The following is a 19,473-nucleotide window of genomic DNA, read 5'->3' on the forward strand; positions in this document are numbered from 1 at the left end:
ACCGCAGACTCGCGGCTCTCTATTGATGGCCCGGCGAATGTCGCTACCGGACCATGATCGTCAAGGCTTGCCGTGACGATGCGAATTTACTTCGCGCCCAGCGCCAGTTTGGCGACTTGTGGCGCAGGCTGGTAGCCCGGAATGACCTGACCGTCGGCCAAAACGATGGCCGGTGTGCCATTCACGCCGATCGACTGGCCGAGGGCGAACTGTTTGGAGACCGGGTTATCGCACTTGGCGGCCTTGATTTCCTTGCCGTCGACCATTTTGTCCATGGCCGCTTTCTTGTCTTTCGAGCACCACACCGCTTGCAGTTGCTCGTCACCCGGCGAGCCCAGGCCCTGACGCGGGAACGCAACGTAACGCACTTCGATGCCGCGCTTGTTCAGCTCAGGCACTTCGGCGTGCAGCTTGTGGCAGTACGGGCAGGTGGTGTCGGTGAATACAGTGATGTGCGACTTGGTTTCGCCAATGGCCGGGTAGACAACGGTTTCGGCAACCGGGATGGCGTTGATCAGTTTGGAGATGCCCTGGCGCTCGGTCTTCTCGGTCAGGTTGACCGGCTTGCCGTCCTTGAGATCGAACAGGTAGCCCTGAACCACGTACTGGCCGTCGGCGCTGGCGTACAGCACACGGCTGCCCTTGAGCTTGACTTCGTACAGGCCTGGCAACGGGCTGGCGGTGATGGTCTCTACCGGCACTTCGAGCTGGAGGTTTTCCAGGCTTTTACGAATGGCTTTGTCGGCCGCGTCATCGGCGACGGCAAAGGTGCTGACCAACGCAATGGCTGCGGCGGCGAAAATCTGGGTCAGACGCATGAGAACTCCTGAAGACGGACAAATGGGACGATCAGAACGCCCGTGCCGAAACACCGGGTCATAAACGCCCATCGTGCAAACCGGCCCAGCCTATCACATAAGGCCCACATGGCCGAATGCACCTGATGCAAGACATTTGTGGCGACACAATCTCCTGTGGGAGCGGGCTTGCTCGCGAAAGCGTCGTATCAGGCGACATCAATGTTGTATGTGCCGACCTCTTCGCGGGCAAGCCCGCTCCCACAGAAAAGCGAATCTCGGGAAGTTCACCCGCGTGGATGATGCTTAGCATGCAGATCCTGCAAGCGCGCCCGGGCAACATGGGTGTAGATCTGCGTCGTAGACAAATCGCTGTGCCCCAGCAGCATCTGCACCACCCGCAGGTCTGCACCGTGATTGAGCAGATGCGTGGCGAAGGCATGGCGCAAGGTGTGCGGCGACAGCGACTTGCCGATCCCGGCCACCTTGGCCTGGTGCTTGATCCGGTGCCAGAAGGTTTGACGCGTCATCTGCTCGCCACGCTGACTCGGGAACAACACATCGCTGGGACGCCCGCCGAGCAGTTCGCCACGGCCATCGCGCATGTAGCGCTCGACCCAGACAATTGCCTCTTCACCCATCGGCACCAGACGCTCCTTGCTGCCCTTGCCCATCACGCGCAGCACGCCCTGACGTAGATTGACCTGCTCCAGCGTCAGGCTGATCAACTCCGTCACTCGCAGACCGCAGGCGTACAGGACTTCAAGCATGGCCCGGTCACGCTGGCCAATGGCTTCGCTCAGGTCCGGCGCTTTCAACAGCGCCTCCACGTCGGCTTCCGACAAGGATTTCGGCAGCGGCCTACCCAGCTGCGGCATGTCGATGCGAAGGGTCGGATCGACGGCGATGAGTTTTTCCCGCAGCAAGTAGCGATAGAACCCACGCACACCGGAGAGAAATCGCGCAGTGGAACGAGGCTTGTAGTTTTGTTCCAGACGCCAAGCCAGGTGATCAAGGATCAGTTCGCGGCCAGCGTTGATCAGCTCCAGCCCTTTTTCCTGCAACCAGCCGTTGAACAGCGCCAGGTCACTGCGATAGGCATCGCGGGTGTTGTCGGAAAGACCTTTCTCCAACCACAGGGCATCGAGGAATTGGTCTATCAGCGGGTGATCGATGGCAGGCATGGGTACTCGAATCATGCAGCCTTGAGGCTGCACGCAAAATTAAGATTGGACATGAAAACGGCCGCTAGTCTTTCATAGGCCGCCATTTCAAGGAACAGGGAGCAGCAATGAGCGAGCAGCAGATTTTATTGGCATTTGGCGGGATAGGCGCGGCGGCGCTGCTTTGCCAATGGCTGGCCTGGCGCTTGAAATTGCCGGCGATTCTTTTTCTGCTGCTGACCGGCATCCTGGCTGGCCCCGTGCTGCACTTGCTCGACCCGCAAGAAATGTTCGGGCCATTGCTGATGCCGCTGGTGTCCTTGGCGGTGGCGCTGATCCTGTTCGAAGGCAGCCTGACCCTGCATCTGTCCGAGTGGCGCGAAATCGGCAGCGTCGTCCATCGCCTGGTCACCATTGGCGCCCTCTCCACCTGGGTGGTCATTGCTGTCGCCACTCACTGGCTGCTGGGGTTCGACTGGTTGCTGGCCATCCTGTTCGGCAGCCTGACCCTGGTGACAGGGCCGACCGTGATCGTACCGATGCTGCGCGTCGTGCGCCCGAAAGCGTCGATTGCCAATATCCTGCGCTGGGAAGGCATTGTCATCGACCCCATCGGCGCCCTGCTGGCGGTAGTCGTCTATAGCTTCATCATTGCCAGTGCCGAAGGTAACGGCCTCAAGGAAAGCCTGCTGACCTTCGGCGGCGTGATTTTGTGCGGGAGCCTGTTCGGTATTTTTGGTGGCTGGTTGCTCGGCACCCTGATTCGCCGCCAGTGGCTGCCGGAATACCTGCACAACCTGGCGGCGCTCGCGGCAGTCCTGGGTATTTTCATTGCCTCCAACGAGGTCACCCATGAATCCGGGTTGCTGGCCGTGACACTGATGGGCATGTGGCTGGCCAACATGAAAGGCGTGGATGTACGGCACATCCTGCATTTCAAGGAAAACCTCAGCGTGTTGCTGATCTCCGGCCTGTTCATTCTGCTGGCGGCACGGCTGGACCTGAACGCCATGATCGGCCTCGGGCCTCTGGTGCTGATTTTGCTGCTGGTCATTCAGTTCATCGCCCGCCCTTTGAATGTGCTGCTGAGCACGGCGGGCTCCAGCCTGGGCTGGCGCGAACGGGCGCTGCTGGCGTGGATTGCCCCAAGGGGCATCGTGGCAGCGGCGGTGTCGGCAATCTTCGCCATTCGCCTGCATGAGGCCGGTCACCAGGGAGCGTTGCTGCTGGTGCCGCTCACCTTTGCGGTGATCATCGGCACGGTGGTGTTGCAAAGCGCCACGGCACGACCGCTGGCGCGCCTGCTGAAGGTGGCGGAACCGGCACCGAGCGGCTTTCTGATCATCGGCGCCAACGGACCTGCGCGCACGCTGGGCAAGGCCCTGCAGCAACTGGGCAGTCGCGTACTGTTGACAGATTCGAGCTGGGAAAACATTCGCGCAGCCCGGATGGAAGGCTTGCCGACCTATTTTGGCAACCCGGCCTCGCAACATGCCGATGCGCATCTGGATCTGGTCGGCCTCGGGCATTTGCTGGCGTTGTCACCGTCCGGGGAGTTGAACACCCTCGCCGCAATGCGTTTTCGCCATGATTTCGGCCATCAACGGCTGTTCGGACTGGCCAGCGGCCAGGAGAGCCGACGCACCGACAAACATCGCGCCAGCCATGAACATCGCGGGCGTTTGCTAGGCAATGAGGAGTTAACCTACATCAAGCTGGCCAATCAGCTGCATCAGGGGGGTGAGTTGTACAGCACGAACCTGACCGAGGGCTTTGGCTGGGAGGATTATCAGGCGTTGCATGGCGAGCGTGCGACTCTGCTGTTTGCTCGTGATGACAGTGGCTGGGTGCATGTGGTGACGCCGGACAGTGCGGTCAAGCCTTCAGCAGGGTGGACGTTGTTGGCGTTGATTCAGCCTGAAACCAGCGACGCTACGTAAATCGCATCGCGAGCAAGCTCGCTCCCACAGGGGATCTATGGCGTTCACAGGCATTGCGGTCGCAGAAGATCTACTGTGGGAGCGAGCTTGCTCGCGATGGCCGCAACTCGGTCTCGCGTCAGGCCGCGATCCGGAGAATTCGTTAAACCGCAGGCAACAAAAAAGCAGCCCGCAGGCTGCTTTTTTTGCATCGGAAGCTGGACTTAAGCCAGTTTTTCCTTGATGCGAGCTGCTTTGCCCGACAGGTCGCGCAGGTAGTACAGCTTGGCTTTACGTACGTCACCGCGACGCTTGACAGCCATGCTGTCGATTTGCGGGGAGTAGGTCTGGAAAGTACGCTCTACGCCAACACCGTTGGAGATTTTACGAACGGTGAATGCACTGTTTACGCCGCGGTTACGCTTGGCGATAACAACACCTTCGAACGCTTGCAGACGCGAACGGTCGCCTTCCTTCACTTTCACCTGAACGACAATGGTGTCGCCCGGGGCAAAGGTAGGGATCTCTTTGGTCATCTGCTCTGCTTCGAGTGCAAGGATGATTTTGTTAGTCATGCTGTGCTCCTAAGGTAAATCGTCGGATCTACCATCGATACGTTGTTAACTATCGTCCCGCTCGCGGATGTATTCCTCGAGCAGCTTCTTCTCTTCTCCAGAAAGCGAGCGGCTTTCCAGAAGATCGGCGCGTCGTTCAAAGGTCCGACCAAGGGACTGCTGTAAACGCCAACGCCGGATGTGCGCGTGATTGCCACTTAGCAATACGTCGGGAACACGCTGATCCGCATACACCTCCGGTCGGGTGTAGTGCGGGCAATCCAGCAAACCATCCGTAAAGGAATCTTCCTCTGCGGAGTCCGCATGCCCTAAAGCTCCAGGCAGCAGTCGTGTAACCGCATCGATCAGGACCATCGCCGGCAGCTCGCCGCCAGACAGTACATAGTCGCCAATCGACCACTCTTCATCGACATGAGCATCAATAAAACGCTCGTCAATGCCTTCATAGCGGCCGGCAATCAGGATCAATGCATCCAGATTCGCCAACTCGCGTACCGCCGACTGAGTCAGTTGACGGCCTTGGGGGGACAGGTAAATCACCTTCGCCGCCTCCCCGGCTGCTGCCTTGGCCTGAACCAGAGCATCTTCCAGGGGCTTGATCTTCATCACCATGCCCGGACCACCGCCAAACGGGCGATCGTCCACAGTGTGATGTCGATCCGTCGTGTAGTCTCGCGGATTCCAACAGGTGAGCTGCAAGAGCCCCTGTTTCACCGCCCGACTGGTGATGCCGTACTCGCTGATGGCGGAAAACATCTCGGGAAACAGACTGATCACTTCTACGCGCAAGTTAGCCACGCTTAGAAATCCGCGTCCCAATCCACCTTCATCTCGCCCGCGGCCAGGTCGACGGCCAACACGCATTGCTCCGTATAGGGCAACAGGCGTTCGCGATCATCCAGGCTGCCAGCGCAAGGCTTGACCACCATGACATCGTTCGAGCCGGTCTCCAGCAGGTGATCGATTTTTCCGAACAGTTGTCCGTGCGTATCGATGACCTTGAGACCTTCCAGCTGGTACCAGTAGTACTCGCCGTCGGTCAGTTCAGGGAACAGGTTGCGCGGCACGCAGATCTCATAACCGGCCAGAAGACGAGCTTCTTCGCGATCATCGAGACCCTTGAGCTTTGCGACCAGGAACTTGTCATTCCCGCGTCCGCTGACCAGCTCTACCTGCTTTACATTACCGTCACGCTTGAGCGTCCAGGTTTTGTAGTCCAGCAGGTTTTTAATCGGATCAGTAAAGGAGTACACCTTCACTTCGCCGCGAACGCCGTGAACAGAATAAATCTTGCCGATAACGATCAAATCATCAGCAATGGCAGGCGTCGCGTTCATATTGCTCAGGCCGCAGCCTTAGCAGATTCCTTCAACAACTGAGCAACGCGCTCAGAAGGTTGTGCACCAACGCTCAGCCAGTAGGCTACGCGCTCTTGGTTCACGGACAGACGAACTTCCTGACCACGGGCAACAGGGTTGAAGTAGCCAACCTGTTCCTTGTGCGAACCGTCGCGCGGGTTGCGGCTGTCGGTTACGGTCAAGTGGTAAAACGGGCGCTTTTTGGAGCCGCCAAGGGCAAGACGGATTGTTAGCATGTGAACATCGTTCCTGTAGTCGGTGCTGCAAATCTAAAGGCACAGCGGGCATGGGTGCCCGAAAGGCCGCATATTCTAAGGAATATCCGGACTTTTGCAAATGACTTTTTCCGGCGGTCTATCGGCCGCCATGCAGATTTGCTATAGAGCCGTCGTTGAAAACGGCCGGTCAGCTCCCGCCAAGTGCGGGTTTGCTGGAGATCCCGCTTCCTTGCGGGTCTGCGCCGGTGCGATGACCGGCGCGGATTCTTCTGTCCAGTCTCGCCAATAATGCTCATATTTTGGCGAGTGACTGTGGACCTCAGGCAAGGCGCCGCGACGAGTCATAGCTGGCTATGGCGAGGAGCGGCAACGCAGCATGAGGTCCACAGGCGCCGCCAAAATTGAGCAGTATTGGCGTGACTGGACACTAAATCTTTGGCATGCCGCCGCCGGGCAACATTCCGCCCATGCCGCGCATCATCTTGGCCATTCCGCCTTTTGCGGAGAACTTCTTCATCATCTTCTGCATCTGCTTGTGCTGCTTGATCAAGCGGCCGATGTCCTGCACCTGGGTGCCGGAACCCATGGCGATCCGGCGCTTGCGCGAACCACTGATCATCTCAGGGTCACGGCGCTCGGCCGGGGTCATGGAGTTGATGATGGCTTCCATCTGCTTGAATTGCTTCTCTGCCGCACCCTGGGCGTTGCCCATTTGCGCCAGGTTCACGCCACCCATGTTCGGCAGCTTGTCCATGAGCCCGCCGAGGCCGCCCATGTTCTTCATCTGTTGCAGCTGATCGCGGAAGTCTTCGAGGTCGAAGCCCTTGCCCTTCTTCAGCTTCTTGGCCAGTTTGTCGGCCTTGTCCTTGTCGAGGGTCGCTTCTGCCTGCTCGATCAGACTGAGCACGTCGCCCATGCCGAGGATGCGCGAGGCGATACGCTCAGGATGGAACGGATCGAGCGCTTCGCTCTTCTCGCCCATACCGATGAACTTGATCGGCTTGCCGGTGATGGCGCGCACCGACAGTGCGGCACCGCCACGGGCGTCACCGTCGACCTTGGTCAGGATCACACCGGTCAGCGGCAATGCATCGCCGAAGGCCTTGGCCGTGTTGGCGGCGTCCTGGCCGGTCATGGCGTCGACCACGAACAGGGTTTCGACCGGGTTGATCGCGGCGTGCAGGGCCTTGATCTCGCCCATCATCTCTTCATCGATGTGCAGGCGACCGGCGGTATCGACGATGACCACGTCGATGAATTTGAGTTTGGCTTCTTTAATAGCCGCTTGCGCGATCGCGACCGGCTTCTGGCTCAGGTCGGACGGGAAGAAGGTAACGCCGACTTCACCGGCGAGCATTTCCAGCTGTTTGATCGCCGCTGGACGATAAACGTCGGCGGACACGACCATGACCGACTTCTTCTTGCGCTCTTTAAGGAAGCGCGCGAGCTTGCCGGCGGTGGTGGTTTTACCAGCGCCCTGCAAACCTGCCATGAGGATGACCGCTGGCGGCACTGCGCTCAGGTTCAAATCTTCGTTGGCCGCGCCCATCAGGCTTTCGAGTTCGGCCTGGACGATCTTCACGAAGGCCTGGCCCGGCGTCAGGCTGCGTGACACCTCTGTGCCGACGGCGCGTTCCTTGACCGAATTGACGAAGTCCTTGACCACCGGCAGGGCGACGTCGGCTTCGAGCAACGCCATGCGCACTTCGCGCAGGGTGTCTTTGATGTTGTCTTCAGTCAGCTTGGCCTTGCCGGTGACATGGCGCAGCGTCTGCGAGAGACGGTCGGTTAAGTTTTCAAACATTGCGCGATCCTTTCAGGCCCTGTGTAGACCGGGATAATGGCGGCCCGGACCGGACTAAACGTGTGCTCGGCGAGCCTGCGGCGTGGGCAGGTCGCGGATTATAGCGAAGACTGCGGCCGGCGGACACCTCGCCGTCGGGTTGCGCGGTCTTTCGTGTGGCGGGGGTTCTATGCCAAACTCAGCGACTTTCGGGCTTGCCTAACAGGATTTATGCTCCCCTTGTCACCCAGCTTGCTAACTACTCTCGCCGCCGCCTGCTTGTACGCCGCTGCGACCATTTACCAGGGCACTCGCCTGGCGTCCGGCGCCAAGGTCAACAAACGCCTGCTGGTCATGCTCGGCGTGCTCGCCGTATTGGCCCACAGCGTCAGCCTGCTCACCCACCTGCTGACCCCGACCGGCCTGGCCCTGGACTTCTTCAGTGCCGCCAGCCTGATAGCCGTGGCGGTCATCGCACTGACCCTGCTGGCCTGCTCGCGGATTCCGGTGGAGAACCTGCTGGTCCTGCTGCTCCCGCTTGGGGCCTTGACCGTGTTGCTGGCGCATTTTGCCCCCGCCGGCACGGTACAGATCATCAATGAGGAGCCGGGCATCCTCGCCCACATCCTGCTTTCGATTCTGGCCTATGGCATGTTCACCATCGCGGTGTTCCAGTCCTTGCTGCTGCTGATTCAAGACCACCAGCTCAAGCACAAACACCCATCCGGGCTGATCAAGAACTTCCCGCCGCTGCAAACCATGGAAAGCCTGCTGTTCGGTTTCCTATGGGCCGGCTGGACGCTGTTGTCGCTGTCGCTGATTTCCGGCTGGTTGTTCGTCGAGAACCTGTTCGCCCAGCATCTGGTGCACAAAACACTGCTGGCCTGCCTGGCCTGGGTCGTTTTCAGCGTGCTGCTGTGGGGACGCAATCGCCTTGGCTGGCGCGGGCACAAAGCCATTCGCTGGACCCTGGCCGGTTTTTGCCTGCTGATGCTGGCGTATTTCGGCAGCAAGCTGGTTCGTGAATACATCCTGCATATCTGACGGGCGGCATTAATGGACGACTTGCCCATAGGGCCGATGCTCGCGGTAGTGACCCTGCTGGTTTTATGGTCAGGGCTGTTTACCGCCATCGAAGCGGCGCACCAGCATTTGCTGGCCCAGCGCACCGCAACGCGTTCCAGCGACAAACCGGTAGCAAAACTCAGCTTCCCACTGGCCAGCCTGATTTTTTGCAACACCCTCTGCCGTGCACTCGTGGTGGTCATCAGCACCTTGCTGGCCTTGTTCACCTGGGCCGAGAACGGCCCGTGGGTCGCCTGCCTCGGAGCGGGCGCCATGTTGCTGGTGTTTTCCGACTATTTGCCACGCGCCCTCGCCACCCGCTATCCGGATGCGATCCTGGCCCAGGGCAACAACCTGCTGCGGTTGCCGCTGAAAATCATCTATCCCGCGGCATGGCTGCTCAACAGCATCAGTCAGCTGCTGACGCGCCCATTCGCCCGTAAAGCCAAAGTGGTGCAACAAAGCGAGGACGAAACGCTGACGGAGCGGCATGCGCCCTCCGAAACCGCAAGCCGCCCTCACCCGCTGCCAGGCATCCACGCGCTGGACAACATTACCGTCAATGACATCCTGGTACCGCGCAGCGACGTGGACGGCATCAATCTCGATGACTCCATCGAAGAAATCATCGAACAATTGCGCCACAACAAACGCACGCGCCTGCCCGTGTTCCACAGCGATATCAACCAGGTCGAAGCCGTCCTCAACACCCGACACATCCTTCACTTGCTGCCCGATGCGAGCCTGACCAGGGAAGCGTTGCTGGCGGCCAGCCACGAGCCGTACTTCGTGCCGGAAAGTACCCCGTTGCAACTGCAACTGCTCAACTTTCACAAGCAGCAGCGGCGCCTGGGCATGGTGGTCGACGAATACGGCGAAGTGCTGGGCATCGTCACCCTGGAAGACATTCTCGAAGAAATCGTCGGCGAGTTCGAAAGCCAGCAGAGCCTGGACAACCCACACATTCATCCGCAAGCCGACGGACGCCTGGTGATCGACGGTGCCGCGTCCATTCGCGAGCTGAACAAGAGCCTCGGCTGGCACCTGCCCAGCGATGGCCCGAAAACCCTGAACGGTCTGGTCACCGAGGCCCTGGAAACCATTCCCGAAAGCGCGGTGTGCCTGAAGATCGGCCGGTATCGCCTGGAAATTCTCGAGACCGAGGAAAACCGTGTCACGCGAGTGCTGATCTGGCAGACCAGCCCGATGCCTGTCGTTATCTAAAACCCAACACAAATCCTTGTGGCGAGGGGGCTTGCCCCCGTTGCGCTGCGAAGCAGTGCTAAACCATGCAACTACTTTTCATCTGGTACACCGTGGCTGCCGACTTTACGACTGCTTCGCAGCCGAACGGGGCGGTGCGGCGTTCCGACAAGCCCCCTCGCCACAATGTCCTCGCAAGCCCTCTTGTTCGATCGTTAGCCACCTTCCTATAATCGAAACGCTTACCCAAGCCTCGCCGGCCCCGTGCTTACCCCGCACTTCGCAGCATCCGGCCTGTCCACCAGCAAAGTCCGCAACAAACCGACGACTGTTCCTACCTTGAACAGCGACCGTGCCTCCGCCCACATCCCTGGGTTCTCGACCATAATAATTCGCTCCACTGGAGCACATGACTGTCAGGGATAACCGCATGACGACCAGCACGACTTACAGCGACTCCACACCTGCGCAACCGACGAACTCCGCCACCCGCGTGGCCACCGCAAGCTTCATCGGTACCGCCATCGAGTTCTACGACTTCTACGTCTATGCCACCGCCGCCGCGCTAGTGATCGGCCCGGTGTTCTTTCCGCAGACATCCGGCACCGCCCAGATGCTTTCGGCTTTTCTCACGTTCGGCATCGCCTTCCTTGCACGCCCCTTGGGTTCGGCTCTTTTCGGTCACTTCGGCGACCGTATCGGCCGCAAGTCGACCCTGGTCGCCTCGCTGCTGCTGATGGGCGTGTGCACCACGCTGATCGGCGTGCTGCCGGGATACGACAGCATTGGCGCCTGGGCACCGATCCTGCTTTGCGTCCTGCGATTCGGCCAAGGCCTTGGATTGGGCGGCGAATGGGGCGGCGCGGCATTGCTGGCCACGGAGAACGCGCCGAAAGGCAAGCGCGCGTGGTTCGGCATGTTCCCGCAGCTGGGTCCATCCATCGGCTTTCTGGCGGCCAACGGCCTGTTCCTGACCCTGGCCGTGGTGCTGGATGACGAACAGTTCCGCTCATGGGGCTGGCGTATTCCGTTCCTGCTCAGCGCCGCACTGGTGATGGTCGGCCTGTATGTTCGTCTCAAGCTGCATGAGACCCCGGTATTCGCCAACGCCATGGCGCGCCAGGAACGAGTGAAGATCCCGCTGTTCGAGCTGTTCGGCCAATACTGGGTACCCGTCTTGCTGGGAGCCGGCGCGATGGTCGTGTGCTACGCGCTGTTTTACATCTCCACCGTGTTTTCCCTGAGTTACGGCGTGGCAACGCTCGGCTACAGCCGCGAAACCTTCCTCGGCCTGTTGTGCTTCGCGGTGTTGTTCATGGCTGCCGCCACCCCGCTGTCGGCCTGGGCCAGCGACCGTTATGGTCGCAAACCGGTGCTGATCATCGGCGGTGTGCTGGCGATCCTGTCCGGCTTCCTCATGGAACCGCTGTTGACCCAAGGCTCGACCTGGGGCGTGGCGTTGTTCCTGTGCATCGAACTGTTTCTGATGGGTGTGACATTTGCGCCTATGGGGGCGTTGCTGCCGGAGCTGTTCCCCACCCACGTGCGCTACACCGGCGCCTCGGCGGCCTACAACCTGGGCGGTATCGTCGGTGCTTCCGCGGCGCCGTTCTTCGCCCAGAAACTGGTGGCGATGGGCGGGTTGAGTTATGTCGGCGGTTATGTGTCCGCGGCGGCGGTGCTGAGTTTGATCGCGGTGCTGTGCCTGAAGGAAACGCGGCATAACGATTTGAATCAGGTCGCCTGACAGATTGCTTTCGCGGGCAAGCCCGCTCCCACAGTTTTTTTGTCGAACCACTATTTTGTGATCGACACTGATCCTGTGGGAGCGTGGCTTGCCCGCGATGGCGTCATTGCAGACAAAACACTCCCCGAAAAACCACAACTTTTCCCCCACCCATTGTCACCTCGCTCTACGCGCATGGGCTCATCCCCGCTATACTTCCCGGCTTTTCCTGAATAAATGCCAATAGGGTCCCGCCGCGCATGGATAAGACCTACCAGCCGCACGCCATTGAAACTTCCTGGTACAACACCTGGGAGTCAGAGAATTACTTCGCCCCGCAAGGCGCGGGCGAGTCCTACACCATCATGATCCCGCCGCCGAACGTCACCGGCAGCCTGCACATGGGTCACGGCTTCAACAACGCGATCATGGACGCCCTGATCCGTTTCCGCCGCATGCAGGGTCGCAACACCCTGTGGCAGCCGGGCACCGACCACGCCGGTATCGCCACGCAGATGTTGGTGGAGCGTCAGCTCGAAGCCAAGGGCCAGAGCCGCCATGACCTGGGCCGCGAGAAATTCCTCGAGAAAGTCTGGGAGTGGAAAGATGAGTCCGGTGGCAACATCAGCCGTCAGATCCGTCGCCTCGGTTCGTCCGTAGATTGGAGCCGCGAGCGCTTCACCATGGACGACGGCCTCTCGGAGGCCGTTAAAGAGGCTTTCGTCCGCCTGCACGAAGACGGCCTGATCTACCGCGGCAAGCGCCTGGTCAACTGGGACACCAAGCTGCACACGGCGATTTCCGACCTCGAAGTGGAGAACCACGACGAGAAAGGTTTCCTGTGGAACCTGAAATACCCGCTGGCCGACGGCGCCAAGACCGCTGAAGGCAACGACTTCCTGATCGTCGCGACCACTCGCCCGGAAACCATGCTCGGCGACTCCGCCGTGGCCGTTAACCCGAACGATGAACGCTACAAAGCCCTGATCGGCAAATTTGTCGAGCTGCCACTGGTTGGCCGCCGCATCCCGATCATCGCCGACGATTATTGCGACCCTGAATTCGGCACCGGCTGCGTGAAAATCACCCCGGCCCACGACTTCAACGACTATGAAGTCGGCAAGCGTCACAACCTGCCGCTGCTGAACATCTTCGACAAGAACGCATCGGTCCTGCCGGCTTGCCAGGTGTTCAACCTCGACGGCACGCTGAACGAAACCATCGACGGCAAGATCCCGGCCGAATACGCCGGTCTCGACCGCTTCGAAGCACGCAAGCAGATCGTGGCCGCGTTCGACGCCGCCGGCCTGTTGGTCAGCGTTGACGATCACGCCCTGAAGGTACCGAAAGGCGACCGCTCCGGCACCGTCATCGAGCCTTGGCTGACCGACCAGTGGTACGTGTCCACCAAACCTTTGGCCGAGCCTGCGATTGCCGCCGTTGAAGACGGTCGTATCCAGTTCGTGCCGAAGCAGTACGAAAACATGTACTTCTCGTGGATGCGCGACATCCAGGACTGGTGCATCAGCCGCCAGTTGTGGTGGGGCCACCGGATTCCGGCCTGGTACGACGAGTCGGGCAAGGTCTATGTCGGTCGCGACGAAGCCGAAGTGCGGGCCAAGCACAACCTCGGCCCGGACGTTGCGCTACAACAGGACAACGACGTTCTCGACACCTGGTTCAGCTCGGGTCTGTGGACGTTCTCCACCCTCGGCTGGCCGGAAAAAACCGAGTTCCTGAAGAAATTCCACTCCACCGACGTCCTGGTGACTGGCTTCGACATCATTTTCTTCTGGGTTGCCCGGATGATCATGCTCACCATGCATTTGGTGAAAAACGAAGACGGCACTCCGCAGGTTCCGTTCAAGACCGTCTACGTCCACGGCCTGGTGCGCGATGGCCAGGGCCAGAAGATGTCCAAGTCCAAGGGCAACGTCCTGGACCCGTTGGACATCATCGACGGCATCGAACTCGAAGCCCTGGTGCAGAAGCGCACCTCCGGCATGATGCAGCCGAAACTGGCGAAGAAGATCGAGAAGCAGACCCGCGACGAGTTCGCCGAAGGCATCGCCAGCTACGGCACCGACGCCCTGCGCTTCACCTTCTGCTCGCTGGCGTCCACCGGTCGTGACATCAAGTTCGACATGGGCCGCGTCGAAGGTTATCGCAACTTCTGCAACAAGATCTGGAACGCGGCGCGCTACGTACTGGACAAGGGCGAAGACTGCGGCCAGAACGGCGAAGCCTTTGAGCTGTCCCTGGCTGACCGCTGGATCATTTCGCAGCTGCAGCGCACCGAAGCCGAAGTGACCCGCCAGCTTGACCAGTTCCGTTTCGACCTGGCAGCACAAGCCTTGTACGAGTTCATCTGGAACCAGTATTGCGACTGGTACCTGGAACTCTCCAAGCCTGTGCTGTGGGACGAAAACGCACCGGTCGAACGCCAGCGCGGCACCCGTCGCACTCTGGTGCGCGTGCTGGAAGTCGCCCTGCGTCTGGCGCACCCGTTCATGCCGTTCATCACCGAAGAAATCTGGCAGCGCATCGCGCCGCTGGCCGGCATCGAAGGCAAGACGATCATGCTGCAACCTTGGCCAGTGGCCAACGAAACACGCATCGATCAGGCGGCCGAAGATGACATCGAATGGCTCAAGGGCCTGATGCTCGGCACCCGTAACATCCGCGGCGAAATGAACATCGGCCCGGGCAAACCGCTGCCGCTGTTCCTGAAGAACGTCAGCGCCGAGGACCAGCGTCGTCTGACCGAGAATGAAGCCCTGCTGAAGAAACTGGCGCGCCTGGAATCGATCACTGTGCTGGCTGCTGGCGAAGAAGCACCGCTGTCCGCCACCGCACTGGTCGGCGAGATGGAAGTGCTGGTGCCAATGGCCGGCTTGATCGACAAAGGTGCGGAACTGGCGCGTCTGGACAAGGAAATCCAGCGTCTGCAAGGTGAAGTGCAACGAGTCGGCGGCAAGCTGTCCAACGCCGGTTTCGTTGACAAGGCACCGGCTGAAGTCATCGAGAAAGAACGCGCCAAACTGGCCGAGGCCGAACAGGCCCTGGGCAAGCTGGCCGAGCAGCATGCGCGGATTGCCAGCCTGTAACGGCGAGTCGCAATGAAAAAGGGAGGCCAGCAATGGCCTCCCTTTTTTGTGCCTGTTGTCCCATTTTCCCAAACGCCAAAAATCCCCTGTGGGAGCGAGCTTGCTCGCGATGAGGCCATAACATTCAACATCAATATTGACTGACCGACCGCCATCGCGAGCAAGCTCGCTCCCACAAGGGACAGCGGTGTTTGCCACAATTGGGTTCACACGGGCCGGATGTGGGACAATGCCCGCCACTTTTAGCCATACCCGAATCGACCACCGCCATGACCGCCCCCCGCTCCCCCAAGCCTGCGCGCAAAAAGCCTGCCCCGAAGACCCCGGCCACGGCCGTCGCCCCGAAGGAAAAGGCCAGCCTGCACCCGCGCAATCGCCATCAGGGTCGCTACGACTTTCCGGCGCTGATCAAAAGTGCCCCGGAACTGAAGAAATTCGTAATCATCAATCCGTACGGCAAGGAAAGCATCGACTTCGCCAGCCCGGAAGCCGTGCGGGTGTTCAACCGAGCGCTGCTCAAGTCGTTCTATGGCATCGCTCACTGGGACATTCCGGCCGACTACTTGTGCCCACCGGTGCCAGGCCGCGCCGATTACGTGCACTTCCTCGCCGACCTGCTGGCCAGTGGCAATGACGGTGTGATCCCCCGTGGCGCCGCCGTGAAGGTGCTGGACATCGGCATGGGCGCCAACTGCGTGTATCCGCTGATCGGTTACAGCGACTATCGCTGGCAGTTCCTCGGTTCCGATATCGATGCGACCGCCATCGCCGCGGCGAAGGCCATCATTCAATCCAATGGCCTGAACAAAGCGATCCAGGTACGCCAGCAGAGCAACCCCAAGCAGATCCTCACCGGCCTGCTGGAGAGCGCAGAGCGGTTCGACCTGACCATGTGCAACCCGCCATTCCACGCCTCGCTGGACGAGGCCACACGGGGTAGCACACGCAAATGGCGAGCCCTGGGCAAGGCCGATCCGAAACGCAAGCTGCCGGTATTGAACTTTGGCGGCCAAGCGGCGGAATTGTGGTGTGAGGGCGGAGAAGTGCGTTTCGTCACGCAACTGGTCAGCGAGAGTGTGCAGGTGGCGCAACAAGTGCTGTGGTTCAGCACACTGGTGTCGAAGGCGTCGAACCTGCCGGCGATCCAGGCGGCCCTGAACAAGGCTGGCGCGCTGGACAGTCAGGTAGTGGAAATGGGTCAGGGACAGAAGCAGAGCCGCTTCGTGGCGTGGACTTTCCAGACTCCAGTCCAGCAACAGGTTTGGCGCGAACGTTGGGCGCCTAAAAACTAAAACACGTCCACCTGCAGGAGCGAGCCTGCTCGCGAAAAACCTGAGAGCAACGCGTTCATTCAGACTGCCCGCGTTATCGTTTGCGCCCATCGCGAGCAGGCTCGCTCCTACAATCGCAGGCACAAAAAAACCGTGCCCGGATCGCTCCGGTGCACGGTTTTTTTTTAACAAGTCTTACTTGTTAACAGCGTCGGTCAGGCCTTTGGCCACAACCAGCTTGATCACTTTCTTGGCAGCGATTTCGATGGCAGCGCCAGTCGAAGGGTTACGGCCAGTACGGGCAGGGCGCTCAGTCACTTTCAGCTTGCCGATACCTGGCAGAGTGATTTCGCCGCCGTTTTCCAGCTGATCGGCAACGATTTGGCCCAGTTGGTCCAGAGCGTTACGCGCGGTGGTTTTCGGCGCGTCGATAGCTTCAGCGATGTCGGCGATCAGTTGGTCTTTAGTAAGAGCCATTTAGTGTTCCTTCCCTATCAAATTCATATGGATTGCAGAGTGCAATGTCAGCTATCGAGCCCGATCTTCTGGATCTGGCACCCTCGGCCAAATAACCTCGGGATCGGGGTTATAGATACCGAAATCAGGGTTTGGTTCGACCTGACAAATGCTGACTGCACGCTTAACGCAGTGACTTCGCGCAAGACCGGGCAAAGCTAGCACAGAGACGGGGAAATATCCGCCTCCAGCTACCCATTTGGTCAGCTTTATTGCTCTAAATCGGGAAAAAATCGCATAAGCGCCGCCGGTCGCCCGGGAATTGGCCTTCGCACCGCGCCAAAACCAGTGGTTGCGGTACACTGGGCGCTTTTTCGGGGGAGCGCGCCCTCCTCTCTTCATTCAGCCGAGAAGCCCATGCCGATCCGTCATTGCATCGTCCACCTGATCGACAAAAAACCCGACGGCACACCTGCAGTTCTCCACGCCCGCGACTCTGAACTGGCTGAGTCTGCGGCCATCGAGAACATGCTCGCCGACCTCAACGAAAGCTATAACGCCAAACAGGGTAAAGCCTGGGGCCTGTTCCATCCGGAATCCGGCGCGTTCCCGTTCAGCGGCTGGCTGAAGGAGTACCTCGAGGGCGGTCAGGATTTCACTGCGTTCAGCCGCGTGGCGGTCGAGCATCTGCAGAAACTGATGGAGGAGTCGAACCTGTCGGTCGGCGGCCACGTGCTGTTCGCACACTATCAGCAAGGCATGACCGACTACCTGGCCATCGCCCTGCTGCACCACAGTGAAGGCGTGGCCGTAACCGACGAACTGGACGTGACCCCATCCCGCCACCTCGACCTTGGCCAGTTGCACCTGGCGGCGCGGATCAACGTTTCCGAGTGGCAGAACAACAAACAGTCCAAGCAGTACATTTCGTTCATCAAAGGCAAGAACGGCAAAAAGGTTTCGGAGTATTTCCGCGACTTCATTGGCTGCCAGGAAGGCGTCGACGGTCCGGGTGAAACCCGCACCCTGCTCAAGGCCTTCAGTGATTTCGTTGAAAGCGAAGACCTGCCGGAAGACGACGCCCGCGAGAAGACCAAGACCCTGGTGGATTACGCCAGTAGCCAGGCCAAGCTCGGTGAGCCGATGGGCCTGGAAGAGTTGTCGGGGCTGATCGACGAAGAACGCCCGAAGGCCTTCTACGATCACATCCGCAACAAGGATTACGGCCTCTCGCCGGAAATCCCGGCCGATAAACGCACCCTGAACCAGTTCCGCCGATTCACTGGTCGCGCCGAAGGCCTGTCGATCAGTTTCGAAGCACACCTGCTGGGCTCGAAGATCGAGTACGACGAGGAAGCCGGCACGTTGATCATCAAGGGCCTGCCCACTTCGCTCACCGATCAGCTGAAGCGTCGCAACTGATGCTCGGCGGCGTACTGAAGAAATTCCTGCTGATCCTGCTGGTGGTCGTGGCCTATCAGAACTGGGGCAAGATCGAGCGGGTGTTCAATCCATCGCAAGTGGTGTCGGCGCAGACGCAGGCCAAGGCCAACGTTGTGCTCTACGCCACCGAATGGTGTGGTTACTGCAAGCTGACCCGGCGCTTCCTCGATCAGAAAGGCATTGCGTACAAGGAGTTCGACATCGAGAAGGATGCTGCCGCGCGCGAGGACTATCAGGCGCTGGGCGGTGGGGGCATTCCGATCATCGATGTGAACGGGACGCTGATTCGCGGGTATGACCCGGATGCGATTCTGGCTGCGTTGAAGTAACTGTGGGAGCGAGCTTGCTCGCGATGAGGCCAACACAGCCAACAATTTTGTCGAATGTCAGTCCGCCATCGCGAGCAAGCTCGCTCCCACAAAGTTTTTTCAGCAGGCTTCGATCCGGAAACCAAACCGCGGGAAGTGCACATGCACCACACCGCCGCGTTCGTCCTCTCGCCGTACAATCAGTTCTTCGCGGCCGGCAAACAGTAATTCCCCCGCCACCGGATCAACACCGTAGTCCGTGGCCGCGATGACCACCTGCTGACCCGCCGTGAACCCGTTGGGATCGACGAATTGCTCATCCGGCAAAGCCGCTGGCGTGGACGTGCGCGCCACTGCCAGAGCCTCCTCGGAACTCATCTCGCTGGATGCGCCATGACCGAAGCCCAACACCCGCGCATGCCATGCATTGACTGCCGGATAAGCTTCGACCAGCGGAGCCGTCACCGGCGTGGCCTTGAGGAACCAGAGGCAATGAGCCAGGGCGAAGTCGGCAATCGACGGCTCGCCAAACAGGTAGTCACCCTCCTCGCGCTGCAACTGTTGCTCCAGACGCGACATGATCGTCGGCCACTGGTGCTTCGCCTGTTCGGTAGACAATTTTGTCGCGCTACCACCACTGAACAAACCGGCGCGGTCGGCCAGAAACGCCTTGATCGCTTCCTGCGGTAAATTACCGAAACGCACGGCAATCGATTCCGGCTGGAACACCAGGCTCACCGCATGCTGGAACACCACCGAATCAGCCCAGGCGGCAAAGGACGCGGCGATCATTTCCTGACCTTCCGGGAAGAACGCCGGCAAGGCCTTTTCCTGCTCCAGTCGCCGGGCAATCAATGCCGTGTCGCAATAGATATCGGCACCGACCTGCAACACCGGTGTCTTGCGATAGCCACCGGTCAACGCCGTGAGATCCGGTTTTGGCATCACTGGCGAGATCTTCACCGAGCGCCAGGACAAGCCCTTGAAGCCCAGCAGCAGGCGGGCCTTCTCGGCAAAGGGGGACGTCGGGTAATGATGCAGAATCAACTCGGACATGCTCGGCTCCGCCGCAAGGATCAGG

At 59.9% G+C, this 19,473-nt stretch carries 17 protein-coding genes; 8 read left to right on the forward strand and 9 right to left on the reverse strand.

Annotation, left to right across the window (positions count from 1 at the left end):
- Positions 1–86 precede the first annotated feature (86 nt).
- On the reverse strand, positions 87–818 hold the full coding sequence (gene dsbC / locus J4D25_RS20075; protein WP_057713416.1) for a bifunctional protein-disulfide isomerase/oxidoreductase DsbC: 732 nt from the start codon (positions 816–818) through the stop codon (positions 87–89).
- Between the two features lie 266 nt (positions 819–1,084).
- A complete protein-coding gene (xerD, locus tag J4D25_RS20080) occupies positions 1,085–1,981 on the reverse strand; it encodes a site-specific tyrosine recombinase XerD (RefSeq protein WP_056853624.1) in 897 nt (298 codons plus the stop codon).
- A 107-nt stretch (positions 1,982–2,088) separates the two neighbouring features.
- Here xerD and J4D25_RS20085 point away from each other — a divergent pair, with 107 nt between their 5' ends.
- Positions 2,089–3,900: a sodium:proton antiporter gene (locus J4D25_RS20085; protein WP_057713415.1), complete on the forward strand. Its 1,812-nt coding sequence runs from the start codon at positions 2,089–2,091 to the stop codon at positions 3,898–3,900.
- Between the two features lie 203 nt (positions 3,901–4,103).
- On the opposite strand, the gene rplS is transcribed toward J4D25_RS20085, so the two are convergent.
- The 5 genes from rplS to ffh all read right to left on the reverse strand — a co-directional run bounded on the left by rplS (position 4,104) and on the right by ffh (position 7,834).
- On the reverse strand, positions 4,104–4,454 hold the full coding sequence (gene rplS / locus J4D25_RS20090; RefSeq protein WP_003175895.1) for a 50S ribosomal protein L19: 351 nt from the start codon (positions 4,452–4,454) through the stop codon (positions 4,104–4,106).
- Positions 4,455–4,499: 45 nt separating this feature from the next.
- On the reverse strand, positions 4,500–5,252 hold the full coding sequence (trmD, locus tag J4D25_RS20095; RefSeq protein ID WP_007897583.1) for a tRNA (guanosine(37)-N1)-methyltransferase TrmD: 753 nt from the start codon (positions 5,250–5,252) through the stop codon (positions 4,500–4,502).
- Positions 5,253–5,254: 2 nt separating this feature from the next.
- Positions 5,255–5,791 carry a ribosome maturation factor RimM gene (gene rimM / locus J4D25_RS20100; RefSeq protein ID WP_057713414.1) on the reverse strand — a complete coding sequence of 179 codons (537 nt, stop codon included), beginning with the start codon at positions 5,789–5,791 and terminating at the stop codon, positions 5,255–5,257.
- A 5-nt stretch (positions 5,792–5,796) separates the two neighbouring features.
- Positions 5,797–6,048 (reverse strand): 30S ribosomal protein S16, encoded by a 252-nt coding sequence (rpsP, locus tag J4D25_RS20105; protein WP_007972721.1) that lies wholly within the window; start codon positions 6,046–6,048, stop codon positions 5,797–5,799.
- A gap of 409 nt (positions 6,049–6,457) precedes the next feature.
- Complete coding sequence (gene ffh, locus J4D25_RS20110; RefSeq protein WP_057713413.1) at positions 6,458–7,834, reverse strand: signal recognition particle protein; 1,377 nt, start codon at positions 7,832–7,834, stop codon at positions 6,458–6,460.
- A gap of 210 nt (positions 7,835–8,044) precedes the next feature.
- Here ffh and J4D25_RS20115 point away from each other — a divergent pair, with 210 nt between their 5' ends.
- The 5 genes from J4D25_RS20115 (at position 8,045) to rlmF (ending at position 16,206) form a co-directional block, all read left to right on the forward strand.
- Positions 8,045–8,857, forward strand: coding sequence for an inner membrane protein YpjD (locus J4D25_RS20115; RefSeq protein ID WP_057713412.1), 813 nt, complete (start codon positions 8,045–8,047; stop codon positions 8,855–8,857).
- A 12-nt stretch (positions 8,858–8,869) separates the two neighbouring features.
- On the forward strand, positions 8,870–10,102 hold the full coding sequence (locus tag J4D25_RS20120; protein ID WP_057713411.1) for a transporter associated domain-containing protein: 1,233 nt from the start codon (positions 8,870–8,872) through the stop codon (positions 10,100–10,102).
- Between the two features lie 409 nt (positions 10,103–10,511).
- A complete protein-coding gene (locus J4D25_RS20125) occupies positions 10,512–11,828 on the forward strand; it encodes an MFS transporter (RefSeq protein ID WP_057713410.1) in 1,317 nt (438 codons plus the stop codon).
- A gap of 239 nt (positions 11,829–12,067) precedes the next feature.
- On the forward strand, positions 12,068–14,914 hold the full coding sequence (locus tag J4D25_RS20130; protein ID WP_057713409.1) for a valine--tRNA ligase: 2,847 nt from the start codon (positions 12,068–12,070) through the stop codon (positions 14,912–14,914).
- A gap of 269 nt (positions 14,915–15,183) precedes the next feature.
- The gene (gene rlmF / locus J4D25_RS20135; RefSeq protein WP_057713408.1) at positions 15,184–16,206 is read left to right on the forward strand and encodes a 23S rRNA (adenine(1618)-N(6))-methyltransferase RlmF; all 1,023 of its coding nucleotides are present in this window, start codon (positions 15,184–15,186) and stop codon (positions 16,204–16,206) included.
- Positions 16,207–16,380: 174 nt separating this feature from the next.
- On the opposite strand, the gene J4D25_RS20140 is transcribed toward rlmF, so the two are convergent.
- Positions 16,381–16,662 (reverse strand): HU family DNA-binding protein, encoded by a 282-nt coding sequence (locus J4D25_RS20140; RefSeq protein ID WP_007905514.1) that lies wholly within the window; start codon positions 16,660–16,662, stop codon positions 16,381–16,383.
- Between the two features lie 396 nt (positions 16,663–17,058).
- Between J4D25_RS20140 and yejK the strand changes: the two genes are divergently transcribed.
- Together yejK and J4D25_RS20150 are read left to right on the forward strand one after the other, a co-directional pair.
- Positions 17,059–18,063, forward strand: a complete 1,005-nt coding sequence (gene yejK, locus J4D25_RS20145; RefSeq protein ID WP_008018580.1) for a nucleoid-associated protein YejK — start codon at positions 17,059–17,061, stop codon at positions 18,061–18,063.
- Entirely contained in the window at positions 18,063–18,413 is a 351-nt protein-coding gene (locus J4D25_RS20150) for a glutaredoxin family protein (protein ID WP_057713407.1), read from the forward strand. The genes yejK and J4D25_RS20150 overlap by 1 nt, the downstream gene beginning before the upstream one ends.
- A 99-nt stretch (positions 18,414–18,512) precedes the next feature.
- On the opposite strand, the gene J4D25_RS20155 is transcribed toward J4D25_RS20150, so the two are convergent.
- Positions 18,513–19,448 (reverse strand): glutathione S-transferase family protein, encoded by a 936-nt coding sequence (locus tag J4D25_RS20155; RefSeq protein WP_057713406.1) that lies wholly within the window; start codon positions 19,446–19,448, stop codon positions 18,513–18,515.
- Between the last annotated feature and the right edge of the window lie 25 nt (positions 19,449–19,473).

The sequence above is a fragment of the Pseudomonas sp. GW456-L13 genome (assembly GCF_017350115.1).
Classification (GTDB): domain Bacteria; phylum Pseudomonadota; class Gammaproteobacteria; order Pseudomonadales; family Pseudomonadaceae; genus Aquipseudomonas; species Aquipseudomonas jessenii.